Origin of the sequence: Mycobacterium timonense (genome assembly GCF_025821985.1) — a bacterium.
GTDB lineage: Bacteria > Actinomycetota > Actinomycetes > Mycobacteriales > Mycobacteriaceae > Mycobacterium > Mycobacterium avium.
In genome coordinates this window covers 1-19094 of record NZ_JACKSY010000022.1, presented here as the reverse complement: position 1 = coordinate 19094, position 19094 = coordinate 1, and the positions used below count along the sequence as shown (strand labels likewise).

Sequence of the window (19094 nt, the reverse complement as noted above, 5' to 3'; positions counted from 1 at the left end):
CAACCGCCGACGTCGGGAGCGATCCCCGGCGCGCGGCGAATCTCAGGCTAACCGCCTTTGGGCGCGAGATGGTGGGGGCAGTAGGCGTTCGAGGCGAGCGCCGCGAATTGGGCGGCGCCGTCCATCGTCATGCCGGGATTCTGGTCCTTGATGTCGGTGACGACCTGCAGCCCCGTTTCGCCCCGGCCCATCAACCCGCACACGGCCTTGGCGGACGCGATGACCTGGACCGAGCTGCTGTAGGTGATGCCGGACTGGTCGAGGCTGGCCAGGAACGCGGCGTCGTCGCCCTGCGGCTCGGCGCGCGCGGGCGCGGCGTATCCGAGTGCGGCGGCGCCGATTCCGAGCAGCGCGAGCACGCGTTTCATGCGCTTCCCGCCGGCCCGGCGTCGGGCAGGGTCACGGTCGGTTTGCCGCCGCTGGACACGTGCACCGCATGGATGCCGGGCTTTTTCGACAATCGGTCGAGCAGGTCGTCGAGTCCGGCCTTGTCGACGTTCCAGTGCTGCACGGCTTCCGGTTGCCGTTGCAGCTTGGCGATGACGTCGTCGAGTTTGACGGGTTCGGCGGGCTTCGCCGCGCGGACCCGGACGCCCCGGCCGCTGCCGACGTGCGGCGCCACGGCGCCGAGGGCGCCCCCGGTGACGCTTCCCAACGCCATCTGGCCGAGCAGGCCGGCCGGGATCCCGGCGGCCGGGGCCGCGGCCGCTGCGGTGGCCGGCGCCAGGCCGCTGGCCAACCGGATGGCCGGGGTCGCCGACGCCCAGGTCGGCGGCACCGACAGCCTGCCCACGGTGTTCGCCTCGCCGACGCCCACCGAGACGGCGCCGGTGAGACCGGCGCCGGCCGACCGCAGGCCCAGCCCGGCGCCCAACGCGGACTTCGGGATGTCCAGGCCCTCGACGGGGAGCTTGTAGAACATCTTGAACTCGGTCATGGCGAGGTTGATCGGGCTCATGCTGTCGTTGGCGACCGTGCTGAATCGGCCGATGTCGGCGAGGATCCCGAAGGTGTTCTGCCATGTCGTGCCCGCCAGCGGGGATCCCGTGAGGGTATTGAGCACCTGGTCCCAGAAGTCCATGTATCCGCGCGACGCGTTGCCGAGCGCCTCGAGCAGCTGGCTGATGATGCCGGACGGCGGGGCTGTGGCGTCCGCGGCGGCGGTACCGGCCCCCCGGCCGGTGGCCTCGCCCAGCGCGGCCGCCTGCGCGGCGATTCCAGCGTCATTGGTGGTCTTGGGCGGCTCGGTGAAGGGCGCCAGGCGGGTGGCGGCCGCCGACGCGCTGGCATAACCGAACATCGCGGCGGCGTCCTGGGCCCACATCTGCCCGTACTCGGCCTCGGCGGCGGCGATCGCGGCCGAGTTCTGCCCGAAAACGTTGCTGGCCGACAACATCGCGAGCCGGGCGCGGTTGGTCGCGATCTCGGCGGGCGGAACCACCGCCGCGAACGCGCTCTCGAAGGCGCTCGCGGCCGCCGTCGCCTGCTCGGCCGCCGTCCTGGCCTGCGCCGAGGTCGCCGACAGCCATGCGACGTAGGGCGCCGCCGCGGCGGCCATGGCGGCCGCCGACGGGCCGGCCCAGGCCTCGTCGGCCAGACCGTTGACGACGGCTGCGTACGACGACGCGGCGGACTGCAGTTCGGCCGCCAGCGCGTCCCACGCCGCGGCGGCCGTCAACATCGGTCCGGCCCCCGGACCCGTGTACAGCTGGGCGGAGGTGATTTCGGGTGGCTGCAGCGCGAAGTTCATTGGATCGACCCCGCTCGAGATGTCATGGTCTGCCCCGTCAATCCGCCGGCACCACGATGATCGTGGCGGTCGTCGCGGCACCGTCGGCGGCCGCAGCGGTCGCGGCGCCGGTGGTCCCATTGCCGACGGTGCGCACCCCCGCGCCCGCCAGGGCACGTCCGGCCAGACTCGCCGCGGCCATTTCGCCGAACACGGCCCCGCCCGACGCGGGCATCGCCGCGGCGGTTGCCGAGCTCGCGGCCGGCAGCACCGACGCGACCGTCCTCAGGACGGGGGCGGCGGTGGTCCAGCCCGGCGGCACCGACAGGGATCCGACCAGGGTCGAGCGGCCCATCGACCCGGCCACGCCGCCGGCGTCGGGGGTCACCGCCGAGACGTAGCCGCCCCGCAGCGGCGCCAGCGGCGACAGCCCACCCGCGATGGCTTTGCCGCCGCCCAGCAGTTCGGCGACGCCCGGCGCGTTTTGGGCCAGACCCAGCGCCTGCAGGGACAGCAGCCACCACCCGCCGGGCAGGATGATCGCCCCGATCGGGCTGTAGGCGCCGGTGACGGCGGCGAAAAAGGGCCGCAGCGCGGCCGTGATCGGATAGATGGCCTCGATGATCGACGCCGCCGGCGTCGCCGCCGCCGCCGAAGGGGTCGTCGCCAGGCCTTGCAGCATGGTGGGCGTCACGTCGATCAGGGTCGACAGCTGGGCCGGGAGGTCCGACGCGGCGCTCTGCGCGACTGCGGCGGATTGCCTTGCCGCCGCGGACGATTCGGTGGTCCGCGGCGGTTCGGTGAAGGGCGTCAGCTCGGCGGCTGCCGCCGACGCGGCGGCGTAGGCGTACATCGCCGCCGCATCCTGGGCCCACATCTCGGCGTACTCTGCCTCGGCCGCCGCGATGGCCGCGGTGTTCTGGCCCAGGATGTTGGTGGCGATCAGGGTCATCAGCAGGCTGCGGTTGGCGGCGATCACCGGCGGCGGCACCGTCGCCGCGAACGCGGTCTCGTAGGCCGCGGCGGCGAGCCTGGCCTGGGTCGCGACCTGCTCGGCCCGGCCGGCGGTTGTCGTCGCCCAGGCGATGAAGGGCGCGGCCGCGGCGCTCATCGACGTGGCCGCCGGCCCCAGCCAGGAGCCGACCGTCAGGCCGGCGATCGTCGAGGTGTAGGCCGCCGCAAAGGAATACAGTTCGACCCCCAGCGCATCCCATGCCGCGGCGGCGGCCAGCAGCGGCCCCGATCCCGCACCCACGTACATCCGTCCTGAATTGACCTCTGGTGGCAGCGCCCCGAAGTCCACCCGTTGCCTCCCGTCCTGCTCTGGGCGCCAGGGTAGGAGCGGAGATGCGGGCGTCCCGCCAACGAGCCGCGGCTCAAATGGAATTCATCAGATCGGCAGTGAAGGATATGGATTTTCCATGGATTCACCCGCCGCACCCAGCCGTCGGTTGACGCCGGCGTGCCCCGCCTGGCGCCGAGCGTGAAACTAGGCGCACGTTCGGTGGCGAGCGTGAAACTAACTTCACGCTCGCGCGGCGTTCACGCTCGCCGCGGCGCTCGCGCTAGCTTCGGTTAAGTTGCTGCGGGCAATAGTATTTCGCCGCGATCGCGAGGAACGACGTGGCGTGATCGCGGGTGAGCCCGGGGTTTTGGCTCTTGAGCTCGTCGAGCAGCTGCGGACCCGATTCGCCGTTGCCCATGGACACGCACACCGCTTGGGCGAACTTGACCGCGCCCTGCGGCGTCGCGTAACCGATGCCGACGCTGCGCAGCGACGCGAGGAACCCGGCCTCGTCGACGCCCGGATCGGCCTGCGCCGGCGGGACCAGCGCGATCGCCGCCGCGACGCCCACACCCAGCAGCAGCCTCATGACCCGGGATCGTCGCACGCCGCAACGACGGAACCGCCAACGGCAGAGTTGTTGGAGGGCAAGCACATTCGCCCTTCTCGCGGCGCCGGTCAGGCCTTGGAGAGCTGATGGGGGCAGTAGTATTTCGCGGACAGCAGGGCGAAGTTCGATGCCATCTCCATGTCCATTCCGGGATTGTGGGTTTTCACGTCGTGCACCACCTCGAGCCCCGGCTCGCCGTTGTTCAGGCACGAGCACACGGCGCGTCCGGCGGCGACGGCCGAGCCGGGGCTGCTGAAGCTGAAGCCGGCTTGCTGCAGCGCGGCGACGAAACCCCCGTCGTCACCGTCGGGCACCGGTGGCGGATCGGCATGTGCCGGCGCGGCCAGTCCGATCGTGGCGCCGATCATGGCGGACGCACCCAGTGCCGCGAGCAGTCGTTTCATCACGTGTCACCCTCCTGAACTCTGATTGCCTTGCCGCTCAACCCAACTGGGCATCGGCCGGCAGGACCTTGGACTTGTCGCCCTTTTTCAGGTGCACCGCGTGGATCCCCGGTTTCTTGGCCAGCTGCTCCAGCAGCGCGTCCAGGTTCTCCTGGTCCACGTTGTGGTGCTGCACGCTCTCCGGCTGCTCGGAGATCTGCGCGACAAGGCGTTTCAGCTGTTCCGGCGATTGCTTGTCTTTGAGGTCCTTGATCGCGGTCATCCGGTTGCGGACGCCGCCCCGTACCATGGTGGGCCCGCCGGAGCCGACCGCGCTGCCCAGCATCCCGGCCAGCCCCATCGAACTGAACAGGCTGCCCTCGCCCAGCGCGGCCGCCGGCACTGCCTCGGCCCCGGCGGCCGACAGCGCGGCGGCGACGGTCCGGATCGACGGCGTGGCCGTGGCCCAGCTGGGCGGGATGGACAGCTTGCCCACCAGGGTGCCGGCGTTGCCCATCCCGGCGACCGGGCTGATCGCGCTGTACAGCGTGCCGCGGCCGAAGCCCAGGGCGCCCAGCCCGGCCCCGAGCGCGTCCTTGGGCAACGCGCCGTAGCCGATCGGCGGGGCGAACTTGAGCCACTGCGACAACGGGAAGTTGACCAGCAACCCGACGTCGTTGAACTGGGTGGTCAGCCCCAACGGCACCTTCACGGCGTTGTACATGCTGGTGTAGAAGCTGGCACCGCCCGGGACCGTGTTGAACAGATTCGTCATGAAGGTCTGGTACAGATACGCCAGGTTCGCCGGGCCGGAGAACGGGCCGCTGTAGGGCAGCGTGGTGCTGGCCGCGCTGGCCGCGGTCTGGGCGACATTGGCGGCCGGGGTGCTCGCCGCCGACGACACCGCGGCGGCCTGCATCGGTTGGGCCGCCTCGTTGGTGGTCTTGGGCGCCGGGCCGAACTCCGTCAACTTGTTGGCGGCGGTCGCCGACGCCGCGAAGTAGGTGTCCATCGCGGTGGCGTCCTGCGCCCAGAACTCGCCGTACTGGGCTTCGTTCGCGGCGATGGCGGCGGTGTTCTGCCCGAAGATGTTCGTCGCCACCTATTGCGCCAGCAGGGCGCGGTTTTCGGCGATCACGGCGGGCGGGACGTGCGCGGCGAACGCGGTCTCGTAGGCGGTGGCCGCCGCGGTGGCCTGGGCCGCGGTTTCGGCGGCCTGCGCGGCGGTCTGCTGCATCCAGGCCACGTACGGCGCGGCCGCCGACGCCATGGCCAGCGACGACGGCCCCACCCAGGGCCCGGCCGTCAGGCCGGACAGCACCGACGAATACGACGCCGCGGCGGACTGCAATTCGGCGGCCAGGTTCTGCCACGCCGTCGCCGCGGCGACGAACGACCCCGCGCCCGGACCGCTGTACATCCGGCCCGAGTTGAACTCCGGCGGAAAGGCCCCATAGAACATCTCTGCTGCCCCCTACCTGGCCGCGCGACGGGAAAGCGATTGGCGGCCAATCGGTTTGGTCTCGGTAATCATGGTGCTCATTCCTCGATGCACGGGATCACGATGATGGTGGCGGCGGCCGGGTCGGCCTCGGCGGCCACCCCACCCAGGGAGCTCGCGGCCGAGGCGGCCCCGCCGACCGGGCGGGTGGCGGCCGCGGCGACGGCGCGACCGGCCAGGCTGGACAGGGCCATCTGGCTGAACACGCCCTCTTCGCCGGCCATCGCGGCGGGTGCCGCCGCCATGTTTCCGGGCAGCACCTGGGCGAGGGTCCGGATCGCCGGGGCGGCTTCCGTCCAGCCCTGCGGCACCGACATGCTGCCGACCAGGGCGGCCTTGCCCATCGACCCCGACACCTGCCCCGCCCCGACCGCGGAGCTGAGCATGGGCTTGACGGCGTTGCCGCCACTGGCCAGCGGTGCCAACGCCCCCGAAATCGCTTTCGGCCCGGCCAAATACGCGGCGGCACCCTGCCCGTTCTGGCCCCAGGCGTAGGCCTGGCCGAACGACAGGAACGGGCCACCGGGGATGGTGGTCCATGACTGCGGCGAGTACACCCCGGTCACCACCGACCAGAACTCGTTCCAGTTGGTGATGAAGCTCGGCGTCGTCAGCTGGGTCGACGCGGCCGTCGTCGAGGCGGCATTGCCGGCCGCCTGGGCCGCCGGCTGCGCGGTCGCGCTCAGCTGGGACAGGTGGGCCGCGGTGTTGGAGCCGGACTGCGCAGCGCTCTGGGCGACCGCGGCCGACTGCAGCGGCCCGGCCGACTCGTTGGTGGTGCGCGGGGGTTCGGTGAACGGTGTCAGCTGGGCGGCGCTGGCCGAGGACGCCGCATAGGCGTACATCGCGGCCGCATCCTGGGCCCACATCTCCATGTAGTGCGCCTCGGTGGCGGCGATTGCCGGGGTGTTCTGCCCCAGGATGTTGGTGGCCACCAGCGTGGCGAGCAGGGCCCGGTTGGCCGCGATCACCGGCGGCGGCACCGTGGCGGCGAAGGCTGTCTCATAGGCGGCGGCGGCGAGCTTGGCCTGGGCGCCGGCCTGCTCGGCCTGCGCGCCGGTGGCCTGCAGCCACGCCACATACGGTGCCGCCGCGGCCGCCATCGCGATGGACGAGGGCCCGGTCCACGGGCCGGTGGTCAGCGTCTCGACGGTCGAGCCGTACGACGCCCCGACGCTCTGCAACTCCGCGGCCAGCTCGTCCCACGCCGCCGCGGCGGCCAGCAGCGGGCCCGAACCCGCGCCGACATACATCCGCCCCGAGTTGTATTCCGGCGGATAGGCACCGAAATCCAGCATTTAGGACCTCCCCCACCCCGCGCCACGCCGAGCATCCCGCCCCTCGCCCCGCAGCGACGAATTCGCGACGCCGAGTGAATTCATCGAAAGCGCTTTCAAATACATGCGCGCATTCCGCGCGTTGAAGACAGCAAGCCCCTACTCTCCTAGCTGTGCACCGGCGTCACGACGCCGGACGAAGGACCAGTCAGCCACGCTGCTAATGCACAGACAATGCTGCACAAAAGTTATTCAGCGGGCGTTCCCGTCAGGTAAACCCATGTAAAACATCGATGTCGCGGACCGCCGTCGCGTGTGAGAACACGCGGGCTGAAGGCCCAGCTCAGTGGCGCAAGTCACTCGGTCAACGTGCTGTGGGCAGCATCCGACCACGGGCCGATCCCGGTGAACAATCGGTTATCGGTTCGACGGGAAATGCTCGCGATTCGGCGTCATCGCCGATTTATACAATTGGCTGGAAAGCCATCCTTATTGCGCCCGAAATGCGTAACCTTGGAAACCTCCTGTCTCGCTTATCTCAGCGATGGAGTTCTGGCATTGCGGTTGCCTCGCACACCCCTGAGCGACCCGGCATCACCGGGGTGTGTCGCGCATCTTCAGTCGATGCTCGTCACCATTTCGGTGAAATGCGATCGACCGAAAATCGAGCCGACAGCGCTGTCGGTGACGTCCGCGCTCGTGCGGCCGCACGAGCGCGGCGACGTCCTCTCATACGAGTAGACGCGGCCAATCTGCCCTGGCACTGATTAGCTACTGACAGTTTCCTGTATGGCAATAACGACGTGGTCAGATCGATTTTCGGGCAGCGGGAACGCGTCGGTTCGGGTGTCTCGCGACATTGCCGGTGTGACGGAATTTACTGAATTGCCGTTGGAGAAAACCGGCGTCGTGTAGCGCCCTGCGGGCCGGGCCGGGGTGGCGGTACGTACCGCCCTAGCTATTGCTGTGCGGGTTCGTGCCGCCGTCGCTGATCGACAGCCGGTCGGGACAGTAGGCGCCGGCGGCGGCCTGAACGAACAGGGCCGCCTTTGCCGTACTGAATGCGGGGTTGAGCTCGTGGACATCCCGGATGATGTCCAGCTCCGTGGTGCCCGAGCCGGCCAGGTCGCACACCTTCTGGCCGGCCCTTATCGCGCGGGCGGGGTCGGGATAGGTGATGCCGGCCTTGTTGAGGGCGGCGAGGAACGCGTCGTCATCGGAATCGGCGTGCGCCGGTATCGCCATGCCGACCAGGGCGGCCGCGCCGGCCAGCAGCGCTAGGGCTCTCATGTCGCGACCTCCCGTCCTCACCCGGCGGCCGGCGGGCGGCCGATGATGCGCGGGCGGAACCCGTACATCGGCTCGGAGAACTCGTCCTCATGCGCACCGGGGAGGCCCGCCAGCGGCACCCCCGGCATGCCCACTGCCCCAGCCTCTTCCATCACCATCGGGGTGGCCGAGCCGAAGCCGTGGTAGGCGCCCAGGCCGACCTGAGTCGTCGCCGCCAGCGGCGTGATCGCCGCTCCGGTTGCACCCCAGGTCGGCGGAACCGACAGGGCCCCAACCAGACTCGCCTGCCCCACCTCCGCCGCCGCTGCCGCACCGGGCGCGGCTGCCGACGCCAGGTTCGCCGTGCCTCCGAGCCCGGCCGCCAGCACGCCCAGTCCCGACGTGGTGGAGTCGACGGCGTTCAGCGAGTTGATGGAGTTCATGTTGACCGCCGCGTCGACGAACGAGGTCGGGTTCAGCAGCCCGCTGGTGGTGAAGGCGTTGGAGAGGTTGGCGACCGAGGCGTTGTTGAGGAAGCTTCCCAACACGTTCCCGTCGGATCCATCCAAAAAGTTCATCAGTCCCGCGAGCCCGGGCTGGCCGGGTCCGTTGGTGTTGGGCGCCAGGCCGAGCCAGGCGAGTAAGCCGCCGGAGGGATCCCCGCTGCCGGCGTCGTTGGCGGCTTGGGCGACCGTGTTGGCCTGGGCGGCAATGCCGTTGGCGGTGGTGTCCGGGCGCGGCGGGGTGAACGGCGTCAGCTGCTGGCTGGCCGCGTTCGAGGCGCTGGCATAGCCGGTCATGGCGGCGGCGTCCTGCGCCCACATGTCGCCGTATTGGGCCTCGTTGGCCGCGATCAATCCGGCGTTCTGCCCGAAGATGTTGCCGGCCACCAGGTTCGCCAGCTGGGTGCGGTTGGCCGCGACGACGGCCGGGGGCACGGTCGCGGCGAACGCGGCCTGGTAGGCGGCGGCGGCCGCGTTGGCTTGGGCCCCGGCCTGCTCGGCCTGCGTGGCGGTGGTGTGCAGCCACTCGAGATACGGCGTGACCGCCGCCGACATCTTCGCCGCGGACGGTCCGAACCAGCCTTCGCCGGTGAGCGTCGCGATCGCCGACTCGTAATCGGCTGCGACGGACCGTAATTCAGCGGACAGTGCGTTCCAGGCGGCCGCGGCGGCCAGCATGGATTCCGAGCCCGGGCCGGAATACATTCTCGCCGAGTTGACTTCCGGCGGCAGTCCCGCGTAGATCGACATGACATCTTCTCCCGAGTTCTCAGCCGGCGGCCGGCGGACGTGGCATGACGACGGGCCGGAAACCGTATTTGGGGACAGCGCGGCGAAGTCGCCTGCCGGTGCCGCCCACCGGCCCCGCGACGCCCCCGGGCCCGCCCGCCGCCGGCGCCGCGTCGGTGAGACCGGTGACGCCGGTGGCGGGCACGGCGGCTTGACCGGGGTTGATCGTCGCGGCGTTGGCCCAGCCCTGCGGCGCCGACAGCGACCCCACCAGCTGCGCGCGGCCCATCCCGGCGGCTACCGGGGCCGATCCCCCCGTGCTGGCCGCCAGGTCGGCGGTCGCGGCGCCTTCGGCGTCGGCGGCGAAGTCCCCCAGCCCGCCCAGTGTGGTGGCGTGCTGCGCGGCCAGGATGCCCTGCACCGAGGAGATGATGAATTGCGGGTTGAACGGGCCGCCGGCGAGGGATCCGTTGACCACGGCGGTGCTGAAGAAGTTGCCGTTGGTGAAGGTTCCGAAGGCCGAGTTGTCCGAACCGCTCAACAGGCCGGCCAGCCCGGACGACGACACCGTCGACTGCACCGTTCCCGCCGGCGCCTGGGCGGCGTTGGTCACCGACGTGGCCTGGGCCGCAACACCTTCCGGGCTGGTGTTCGACCGTGGCGCCGTCATCGGTGTCAACCGTGTCGCCGCGGTCGAGGCGACGGCATACCCGTTCATCGCCGCAGCGTCCTGGGCCCACATCTGTCCGTACTCGGCCTCGGTGGCCGCGATGGCCGGGGTGTTCTGGCCGAAGACGTTGGTGGCCACCAACATTGCCAGCTGCGCGCGGTTGGCCGCCACCACCGCCGGGGGCACCGTCATGGCGAATGCCGCCTCGTACGCGGTCGCCGCGGAGTTGGCCTGCGCGGCCGCCTCTTCGGCCCGGGTGGCGGTGTCGGTCAGCCAGGTCAGATACGGCGTGACCGCCGCGAGCATCGACATCGACGACGGACCGAACCAGTCGGCACTGGTCAGCTCCGAAATCACCGCGCCGTAAGAGGCCGCGGCGGAACGCATTTCGGCAGCCATGGTGTTCCACGCGGCGGCGGCCGACATCATCGGCGCCGATCCGGGTCCGGCGTAGATTCCGGCCGAATTGATCTCTGGCGGCAACGCCGCGAAGTCGATCACGGGTCCCCCCTTGAAGGTTCAGCGGGCCGCCGCCGCGTTCGCGGCCTCGGTGGCCGCGTACGATCCGGCGCTGGTCTGCAAGGTGGTCACGAACATCTCGTGGACCGCGGCCGCTTCGGCGCTGACCGCCTGAAAAGCCTGCCCGTGCTGGGCGAATCGCGCCGCGGCCAGCAGCGAGACCGGGTCGGCGGCGGCCGGGACGACGCCGGTCATCGGCGCGGAGTTGGCCCCGGTCTGGGCTGCCAGTGCGGTGCCGATCTGCTGCAAGCGGTCGGCGGCGGCATTCATGGCTTCCGGCTGTGCGGTGACATACATCATCGGAGTGCTCCTGTTCAGGCGCGAGCGAGCCCGAGGGCTCGGGAAGGTTCCGCGCGCGCGTCAGCGCCACCGATCGGCGCGCAGGCGCTCGGAGTAAAGTTGGCTATTTACAAGCCAATTCAGGCAAAAACGATGCCGAGGACGGATCGAAGCGACGTCGTCGTCGATCTGGAGTAAGGACTGTCATCGGGACTCAATCGCTCTCACCTCCTCAAGGCCGCGGCACGCGCGGGTGCCATAGGTTCGCACATGGGGAGGAGCGACCAGCCGAAATAGCCGGGCGCGGCACCCCTCTCGTCAGAGCTTCGGCACCACACGGCGTATCCGGCCGTCAAAAGCCGGAAGCCACTTGGGCTCAACCCTTAATCCGGGAGGAGCTGTCCTGACCCTGGGCGTCTTTCGACGTTCGAGGTCAGTGGCCTGTGTCCGTGCAGACGCCTCACCTAGCGAGGTGCTTGCATTGGCAATGGTGGCACTCGGGGGTCGGCGAGTCAAGCTGATCCACAACGCGATACCAACGGTTCACGCCCGCGTCACCTCGGGGGAAGGCTAGGTGGTCTTCTTCTCTGCCACCGCCGCGCTGAGGCCCTCGGCGAGGTCCTCGCGGGTCAGCTCCTTGAAACGCAGCAGCTGGCGCTCGCTGAACTCGGTCACGTCGCTGGCCAGCACGGCATCCAGATCCTCGTCGTCCAGCCGGAAGCTGCGGTGATCGCGCGCCTTCTCCACCACGTTGCGCACGAAGCCGGCGTTGCCCAGCGTGTCGATGCCGCGGATGAGATCGCCGTCCTCCGAATAGCTTTCGTCGAGATAGAACTTGGTGTACGACGGCAGCAGCGCCTGCGCCGCTTCGTCGGTGATGACGTCCTCGTTCTCCTGGCCCATCAACCGGGTCAGCGCGACCAGTTCGTCCGGGGTGTAGCTGAAAAACTCGATCACGGTCGAAAAGCGCCGTCGCAGACCCTGATTCACCTCGAGCATCTTGTCCATGGCCTTGGCGTAGCCGGCGCCGAAGACCACCAGCTCGTCGCGATGGTTCTCCATGTACAGCAGCAAGGTGTTGATGATCGCGTTCCCGTACGGGTCACCCTGCTGGTAGCCCTTCTCGTGCAGGGTGTGCATCTCGTCGAAGAACACCGCGCCGCCCAGGGCGCCCTCGAGCATCTCCTCGGTGTTCTTCTCGGCGTCGGCCATGTATCGGCCCAACAGCTTGGTGCGGCTGGTCTCCACCACCAGCGGCTTGCGGAGCACCGTCAACCCGCACAGCTGCTTGGTGAAAGCCCTTGCCACCGAGGTCTTTCCGGTTCCCGGCGGGCCCAGCAGCAGGGTGTGGCGCGACGTCACCGGCACCGGGAGTCCCATCTTGGCGCGGGCCAGGTTCACCTTCGTCGTCGACTTGATCAGCTTGATCTCGCGCTTGGCCCGCTCCATGCCCAGCATGGCGTTGAGTTCGGCGTCGCCTTCGGCCAGGTACTTGGCCGCCTCCTCGGCGTGGCGGGCGGCTTCGGCTTCGGCGCGGGTGGGCGCGCTGTCGGGGTCCCACGGGTCGGTGCGGGCCTCGATCGTTTCCGGGTCGGTCAACACCAGCCGGTAGGTGGGGTTGTCCAGCGCTTCGCGGGCCGGGGTGAATTTGGGGTCGCGCGAATACACCCGCCGCAGCAGTTCGACGGCCTCGTCCTCGCGGCCCAGGTGCCGCAGGCACATGCCCTGGGTGTACAGGGCGATGTTGGCCGCGCCCGGCACCCGGTCGCCCTCGATGGCCTCCTGGCCGCGGCGCAGCGCCTCCTCGAACACCCCGAGCGAGGCCAGCGCCGTGGTGGCCATCGCCGCCCCGGCGGCCTTCAGCTCGGGCTGGCGCCAGCCCTTGCCCTCGGGGAACTGGTTGAGCACGTCCGGCCACCGGCCGGTGCGGAAGTACAGCACGCCGCGCACGTAGCAGAGCAGCTCTTCGTCCACCGGCTGGCGCGGTTCGACGCCGTCGATCAGTTTGGCCGCCTCGGCGTAGTGCTTCGCCTCGGCGAGCACCACGGCGTAGGCGCACGCCAGCGATTCCACGCTGGTGACGGCCAGCCGCAGGAACAGGCCGTCGGAAACCTCTGGGCGGAACTGCAATTCGGTGACGCCCAGGCGGCGGGTCTCCCAGCCGAACGTGCGGATGGAGGACCAGGCACCGGCCAGCACGTCGAGGCTCTGCTCCCCCGCCAGGATCCGCGCCAGCCAGGCGTCACACATGGTGGGATCCAGGTTGGTGGCGGTGGTGAACATCTGCGCCGCGACCTGTGGATTGTGGCTGGGCTGTAACCCGTTGACCGACACCCCCGATGCCAGCAGGCCGGCGACCATGGCGTTGCGGGCGCCCTCAGCGGTGGACTGCGGCCGCGTCATTGCGCCACGGGTACGCCCGCCGCGCTCTCCCGGGGTGCAGCCAGCGACAGCGACAGCTCGTCATCGTCGGCGCGCAGCGGACGGCTCGGCACCTCCAGCAGCGGCCGGGCGGTCGGGACGGGCAGGCTGGCCCGCACCGCGGCCAGCTGGCGCCCGGTGAGACGGTTCAGCCCCGACGAGATGTTCCGGCGCAGCCGCTTCTCGGTGTGGTAGCGCACCCACGCCGACACGTGCGGCCGGCCGGCGCGGGCGGTCAGCCGGATGGTCAGCACGGTGGCGAAGGTGTCGTCGTCCCACAGCTCCTCGAGCTTGTCGGTGGTGATGTCGGACGGCGACAGCCACAGGCTCGTCACGAACCCGTTGAAGTGCTTGAGGCGGCGCCACCCGGGGCGGCTCCAGGTCGGTTCCAGGTCGGCCAGCACCGCCCGGTCCACCTCGGCGATCTCCTCGGCGGTTAGCGGCCGGGCCGCGCAGGTCAGCCCGTCGAGATCCTGGGCCAGCCGTTCGGTGGCCGCCACCAGCGTCGAGGCCAGCGAATCGCGGGCCGCCACCGCTGCGACGTTGCGCTGCGGGTTCATCCGCAACACCAGCCAGGTCCGGCGAATGTAGGAGGTGGGTTCGTCGCCGACCACGTCCCACTCCTCGGGGCCGAAGTCGTCGAGCTTCGACAGCTCGGCGGACCTGGCGTCGGGACCGCCCCGCCGGACCTTGACCGACACGATGTCGATGTCGTCGAGGTGGATGTCGAACTGGCGCAGCCCCGAGGCGACGGCCGCCACCAGCAGGGTCGGGGACGCGGCGCGGTGCCGATGCCGCGACCCCGTCTCGTCCTCGCCGCCGTTGACGGCGATCACGGAAACGAGTTGGCCTTTGTACTCGCGTACCCCGACCTTGTCGCGGCCGAACCGGCGCTGGTGGTCCAGGGCCGGCGTGCAGCCCGCGGCCAGCGCGGAGCCGGGATCGGCGGACCAGTCCCACAGCCAGGTGGCCAGCCCCGACGCCACCGTGATGCCGTGGTAGGTCACCAGCGACAGCAGCGTCACCAGCACGGCCAGCCCGACGCCGACCCAGAACGCGATGCGATAGGTGCCCTGCCAGGATTCCGGGCAGTGGCTGGCCACCACCATGATCACGATGTCGACCAGAAACACCGTGGTCAGCCGGGGCCACGTCAAGGACAACCCCAATCTGCGCTGAGCCTTCATCAGTCTTGCTGCTCCGCCCCTATTGCTGCCTGCGCGATCGCTTCATCAGCATCGCCGTACCGAACACTGCGCCGCCGATCAGGAGCGCCCCGAACAATCCTCCGGCCGCCACCCATATTGGCACCATATCCCGGCGCGGGACCGGTTTCGGAATGGTCAGCGGCGCCGAGAGCTGCTGCGGCGGCTTGACCGGCCCGTCGGGCACGTCCCAGGTCAGCGCCGCGACCGGGTCGACGATCCCGTGACCGACCTGGTTGTCCACCCCGCGCGCGGGCGCCCGGGCGGTCCGCGTCAGCCGGTTGATCACCTGGTACGCCGACAGCTGCGGGTATTTGGCGCGAACCAGCGCCGCCACCCCGGACACGATCGCCGCGGAGAAGCTGGTGCCGGACGGGACCAGCAGGGTGTTGTCCGGCCCGTCGATGGCGTTGATCAGCCCGTCGTCGCGGGGTGAGAGTCCGACGACGTCGGTGCCGGGCGCGGCGATTCCCACCCACGGGCCGGCCACGCTGGTCGACGCCTGCCCCTGGTTGCCCTGGCTGAGCGGGTGGCCTTCGGTGTCGACCGCGCCGACCGTGAGCACGTAGTCGCTGAACCAGGACGGCGTCACGACGGTGGTGACGGAGTTCCAGTTGCGAGGATCGTTGGGCTGCAACGGATCATGCGGCGGGTTCTGTTTGCAGTCCTTCTTGCTGGTGTCCCCGGCCGCGGCGACGATGACGGCGTTCTTGTCGACCGCCGCGTAGCGCACCGCGGCGCCCAGCGCCCGCTGGTCGATGATGTTGCGGGCGCTCATGCAGGTCACGTCGGAGATGTTGATCACCGACGCGCCCATGTTGGCGGCGTGCACGATCGCGCGCGCCATCGTCTGCACGTTGTCGATCTTGGCCTGCGTCTGGGGATCCTCGTCGCCGGTGTAGGCGTCCTTGAGGCCGAACGCCTGGCTGGATTGCCGGATCGCGATGATGTCGACGTCCGGGGCCACCCCGCTGAACGCGTCGGGGCCCGGCTTGGGCGGCGCCGGCGGCGGCGGGTCGAGCGGGCGCGGGCCGCGCAAGTTGTCGACGTTGGTCACCCGGGCGGCGCCCGCGTGGCCCGGGATGGTCACCGTGCCGCCGCCGTGGTTGCCGGCCGGGGCCTGCCCGCCCTGCGGCGGCCCGGGCGGTGGTCCGGCCGGAGCGGGTCCTGCCGCCGGCGGCGGGGGCGGCGCCCCGAACGGTCCCGGTGGTGGCTGTTGCTGTTCCTGCGACGGCGGGGGCGGGACCATCGTCACGGTCTGCGGCAGCGGCGAGAGCGTCACCGTCTGCGGCGGCGGCGCTTTGGGCGGCGGCTCGGTGGTGGGGATGGTGACCGGTTTGCGCGGCGCCGCCGGCGGGACGCCCGCGCCGTCGGCCGACGCCGCCCCGATCATCGAGGCCACCAGGGTGCCGTGCGCGTCGCAGTCGGACAGGCCGTCGCCGGACATGATGTAGTCGCCGCCCGGGATCAGGTGCGGAAACCGCGGGTGCGGGGTGACGCCGGTGTCGATGACGGCCACCTTCTGGCCGGCCCCGCGACCGAACTGCCAGGCCTCCTGCAGGTTCAGCATGTCCATGTACTTGGGCTGCAACCGAAAATCGGTGCCCGGCAGCACGCCGACCTCGGTGCAGTACGAGTTCTGCTTCATCGGCGCGCCCGGACCGGGCGGTCCGTCCGGCGGCACCGCCGCGGGGTCGATCGTCGGCGGCGAAATCGCGGCGGCCGGCGGCAGTCCGGCCAGCGCGCCCGACGCGAGCAACAGGGCGGCCAGGGCCGCGGCGGACGCGCGGCCGCGCCACACGTTGGCCTCAGCGGTAGCGGATCGCTGCATAGACATTCATCAACCACAATGCCAGCGGGAAGATCGGCATCAGGCAGAGGTATTCGATCCATTCCACGAACTTGCGGAACAGCGGGCTGTAGACGGTGTTCGGCACCACGGCCGCCGACGTCAGGCCCGCCACCGGCACCAGCACCAGGATCGCGGCGCTGATCGAGACCGCGAGCGGCGACTGCAGCACCAGCGCGTAGCGCACCACCACCGCGCCGACGATCAGCACCGCCGTCCCGGCCAGGGTGATGGCCTGCCAGCGGTCGACGTAGGAGCGGCCGCGCAGCAGCAGGAAGCCCGCGCAGAAACCGGCCAGCAGCACCGGCAGCCAGCGTTGCCCGGTGCGCGGGTCCGACAGCGCGGTCAGCGAGACGACCATCAGCACGCCGAGCCCGATCAGCAGGCCCGACAGGAAGGAACGGGCACGCTCGGCCTGGGTCAGCACGTCGCGCACCGAGGCGGGACCCTCCAGCACCGGCGGGCCGCCGTCGGACCGCACCACGGTGGTGGGCAGGTCGGGCCGGGCCTCGAACACCCAGCGGCTGGTGGCCGACGGGAAGACGGGCAGCCGGATGCCGGCCAGCCGCCGCGAGATCGCCGGCGCGCTCTGGTAGATCAGCACCGACACCAGCACCACGCAGGTCAACAGCGTCACCGCGCCGGTCATCGCGACCATGCGGGCCAGGGCGGCCAGCGCCGCGATCGCGCTGACGGTGACGATCGCGGTGTAGATCGCCAGCCGACGCCCGGTGAACCGCAACGCGAGCACCGCGGCGATGGTCAGCACGCCGAAGCCCAGTACGGCCTGGGGCGAGCCCACGCCCCCGGGTGGCGCGGCCGCGGCGGCGACCGACACCGGCGCCAGGCTGCTCAGCAGCAGGGTGTCGCCCACCCGCCGCTCCTGCTGGGTGGTGGCGCGCATGAGCAGCAGCACCGACACGCCGAGCATCAGCACGCCGATCACGCCGGCGTAGACGGTCGGCAACCAGGAGTTGTGGTGCCAGCGCCACCAGCCGAGCAGGCCGGACGCGGCGGTGACGCCGACGGCCACCATGGTGGCACCGACCTGCACGGCCACCACCGGGTCGATGGCGGCGAAGCGCTTGCTGAGGTTGGCCGCGACGGCGGTGGAGATGTGCTCGATGACCTGTGAGCGGTGTTCGGTGTCCGGGATGAACCGGATCCACAGCCGGTCGCCGTCGTAGACGTCCTGCTCGCTGAGCGACTGGGTGGCCCGCAGCGGCGAGCCGTCCACCAGGCACAGCGCCCAGCGGCCCCGGCCCGTGGCCTCCAGCGGGGTCTCGCCGAGCTCACGCAGCCGACTGTTGACCACCTTGAGCAGCGGCTCGGTCATCACCGAGACCGGGGCGTTGGCGTCCAGCAGGACGCCGATCTGCACACCCGCGCCGGCCATCACGCCGACGACGACCGCCTGGGGCTGCGAGATGCCCTCTACGTCAGGCTGTGGTACTTCAACAACCGCAGTCATCGCCTTGCACTCCCTACCGTGATGAATGTGTGGGCCCGCGCCGCCAATCGGGCGCGGGCCGGTTCCGGCCTCCTCGAGGCGTCGCGGACCCCCGCACAGTGCATTCCGATCAACTGGAATTCCATCTGCCTCGCCTTGCGATCAAGAGTTCTGGTGGACACCGGTTCAAAATTTGCTGATGCCTGAGAGAAGTATGCCGTGTCCGCAGCTCAACCGCATGTTGAGCGCAAGACATTGACGAAATCCGTATTTGGTGTGGGTCACACCCTGCTGTGGGTTTTCCACTCCCCGTAGGGAAGTGTGTCCAGCACGGTTTTGACGCCCACCTGGACCAGCTGCGGGGTGGCCGGGCAGATGGCCAGCCACGCCTCGCCGGAGCCCGCGGTCCGGGCTTGCTGGTAGAGCGCGATGCGGCCGCCGGAGCCGTCTTTGAGCGACAGTACCGAGGCGCTCGGCCCTTTGGCGTCGTCCTGGTACTGGCGGGCGTACACCGCGACCTCGGCGGCGGGATCGGACAGCGCCTGGCCCAGCGCGGCCACCGTGGCGGCGCTGATGCCCATCCGGCGCAGGTCGCCGCCGGAGAACACGTTGAAGCCGGACTCCTGCCACGACTTGGTCGCTTCCAGCATCTCCTCCAGCGGCACGTTGACCGCGTTGATGGCGGCGGGCTCGGCGTGGTGGATGGATTCCAGCGCGTCGATCACCAGGGACGCGATCGAGGCGCTGTCGGCGACGGCGACGTCGTCGACGGTGATCTCACCGCCCACCCGGACCGCCGACACCCAGTGCTGGCCGCGGCGGGCCAGCACCACCCGGAACTCGTTGTCCGGGATGTCACGGGACCCGGGCGGCTGGTTCTGGTCGTCGATGACGCCGTAGGCCAGCTTGCCGCGGGACAGCAGCGCGATCACCTCGAGGTCGGGCGCCGCGAGCACCCGCATCCGCGCGGCGACCTGCTCGTTGACCTGGTCGCCCTCGACGATGCCCTGCTCGCGCATCACCGCCATCCCGGGATGGTCGTTGAGCCAGTCGTTGGAGTCGGTGGAGACGTACGGCCGGCACCGCAGCTCCGGCGCGACGTGCCGGATGTCCAGCAACGCCTGGAGCATCCAGAAACCGTCGACGTTGACCGTGATGTCGGTGCGGGTGCTCTGTTGGTCCATCAATTCCTCAATTGGTCGCTGACCGGCTCAAGCGTCAAATTGCACGATAACCGCAGGACGCGGCAGCACACCGACGGGTGGTGTGCTGCCGCGCCTGAAGTGAAGGCGTCAGGCCCAGCTGGACCCGACGGCGCTGTCGGTGCTGGCCATGTTGCTGCCCGCGGTCTGGACCTTCTGGCCGTGGGCGTTGGCCTGCTCGTAGATCACCTGGAAGTTGCGACCCAACTGGGT

15 protein-coding genes, 2 pseudogenes and 1 riboswitch are annotated in these 19094 nt (G+C 70.3%); all 17 genes and pseudogenes read right to left on the bottom strand.

Annotated features, from left to right (window positions below):
• Nucleotides 1-47 precede the first annotated feature (47 nt).
• Entirely contained in the window at nucleotides 48-368 is a 321-nt protein-coding gene (locus H7I87_RS06895) for a DUF732 domain-containing protein (protein ID WP_023863875.1), read from the bottom strand.
• The gene (locus H7I87_RS06890; RefSeq protein WP_011725126.1) at nucleotides 365-1750 is read right to left on the bottom strand and encodes a PPE family protein; all 1386 of its coding nucleotides are present in this window, start codon (nucleotides 1748-1750) and stop codon (nucleotides 365-367) included. Before H7I87_RS06890 ends, H7I87_RS06895 begins: the two co-directional genes overlap by 4 nt.
• Nucleotides 1751-1787: 37 nt before the next feature.
• Entirely contained in the window at nucleotides 1788-3032 is a 1245-nt protein-coding gene (locus H7I87_RS06885) for a PPE family protein (protein ID WP_081256523.1), read from the bottom strand.
• A gap of 262 nt (nucleotides 3033-3294) precedes the next feature.
• Nucleotides 3295-3603, bottom strand: a complete 309-nt coding sequence (locus tag H7I87_RS06880) for a DUF732 domain-containing protein (protein WP_023861683.1) — start codon at nucleotides 3601-3603, stop codon at nucleotides 3295-3297.
• 89 nt (nucleotides 3604-3692) lie between these two features.
• Nucleotides 3693-4031, bottom strand: coding sequence for a DUF732 domain-containing protein (locus H7I87_RS06875; protein WP_010949249.1), 339 nt, complete (start codon nucleotides 4029-4031; stop codon nucleotides 3693-3695).
• Nucleotides 4032-4065: 34 nt separating this feature from the next.
• Nucleotides 4066-5469, bottom strand: a pseudogene (locus H7I87_RS06870) (PPE family protein).
• 77 nt (nucleotides 5470-5546) lie between these two features.
• Complete coding sequence (locus H7I87_RS06865; protein WP_011725129.1) at nucleotides 5547-6806, bottom strand: PPE family protein; 1260 nt, start codon at nucleotides 6804-6806, stop codon at nucleotides 5547-5549.
• A 933-nt stretch (nucleotides 6807-7739) separates the two neighbouring features.
• Nucleotides 7740-8075: a DUF732 domain-containing protein gene (locus H7I87_RS06860; RefSeq protein ID WP_031347983.1), complete on the bottom strand. Its 336-nt coding sequence runs from the start codon at nucleotides 8073-8075 to the stop codon at nucleotides 7740-7742.
• Nucleotides 8076-8092: 17 nt separating this feature from the next.
• Nucleotides 8093-9307 carry a PPE family protein gene (locus tag H7I87_RS06855; protein WP_033724814.1) on the bottom strand — a complete coding sequence of 405 codons (1215 nt, stop codon included), beginning with the start codon at nucleotides 9305-9307 and terminating at the stop codon, nucleotides 8093-8095.
• A gap of 19 nt (nucleotides 9308-9326) precedes the next feature.
• Entirely contained in the window at nucleotides 9327-10457 is a 1131-nt protein-coding gene (locus tag H7I87_RS06850) for a PPE family protein (RefSeq protein ID WP_033724813.1), read from the bottom strand.
• 18 nt (nucleotides 10458-10475) lie between these two features.
• Nucleotides 10476-10775 carry a PE family protein gene (locus H7I87_RS06845; protein ID WP_019733545.1) on the bottom strand — a complete coding sequence of 100 codons (300 nt, stop codon included), beginning with the start codon at nucleotides 10773-10775 and terminating at the stop codon, nucleotides 10476-10478.
• Nucleotides 10776-11057: 282 nt separating this feature from the next.
• A riboswitch (M-box (ykoK) riboswitch) is annotated at nucleotides 11058-11233 on the bottom strand.
• 91 nt (nucleotides 11234-11324) lie between these two features.
• Entirely contained in the window at nucleotides 11325-13157 is a 1833-nt protein-coding gene (eccA5, locus tag H7I87_RS06840; RefSeq protein ID WP_023863880.1) for a type VII secretion system ESX-5 AAA family ATPase EccA5, read from the bottom strand.
• Complete coding sequence (eccE, locus tag H7I87_RS06835) at nucleotides 13154-14362, bottom strand: type VII secretion protein EccE (RefSeq protein WP_019733543.1); 1209 nt, start codon at nucleotides 14360-14362, stop codon at nucleotides 13154-13156. The genes eccA5 and eccE overlap by 4 nt, the downstream gene beginning before the upstream one ends.
• 19 nt (nucleotides 14363-14381) lie before the next feature.
• Nucleotides 14382-16211: a type VII secretion system ESX-5 serine protease mycosin MycP5 gene (gene mycP5 / locus H7I87_RS06830; protein WP_033726327.1), complete on the bottom strand. Its 1830-nt coding sequence runs from the start codon at nucleotides 16209-16211 to the stop codon at nucleotides 14382-14384.
• Nucleotides 16189-17700 (bottom strand): type VII secretion integral membrane protein EccD, encoded by a 1512-nt coding sequence (gene eccD, locus H7I87_RS06825; RefSeq protein ID WP_011725134.1) that lies wholly within the window; start codon nucleotides 17698-17700, stop codon nucleotides 16189-16191. Before eccD ends, mycP5 begins: the two co-directional genes overlap by 23 nt.
• 260 nt (nucleotides 17701-17960) lie before the next feature.
• Nucleotides 17961-18863: an ESX secretion-associated protein EspG gene (locus H7I87_RS06820; RefSeq protein ID WP_003877890.1), complete on the bottom strand. Its 903-nt coding sequence runs from the start codon at nucleotides 18861-18863 to the stop codon at nucleotides 17961-17963.
• A gap of 108 nt (nucleotides 18864-18971) precedes the next feature.
• A pseudogene (locus H7I87_RS06815) lies at nucleotides 18972-19094 on the bottom strand (type VII secretion protein EsxI); the annotation flags it as partial.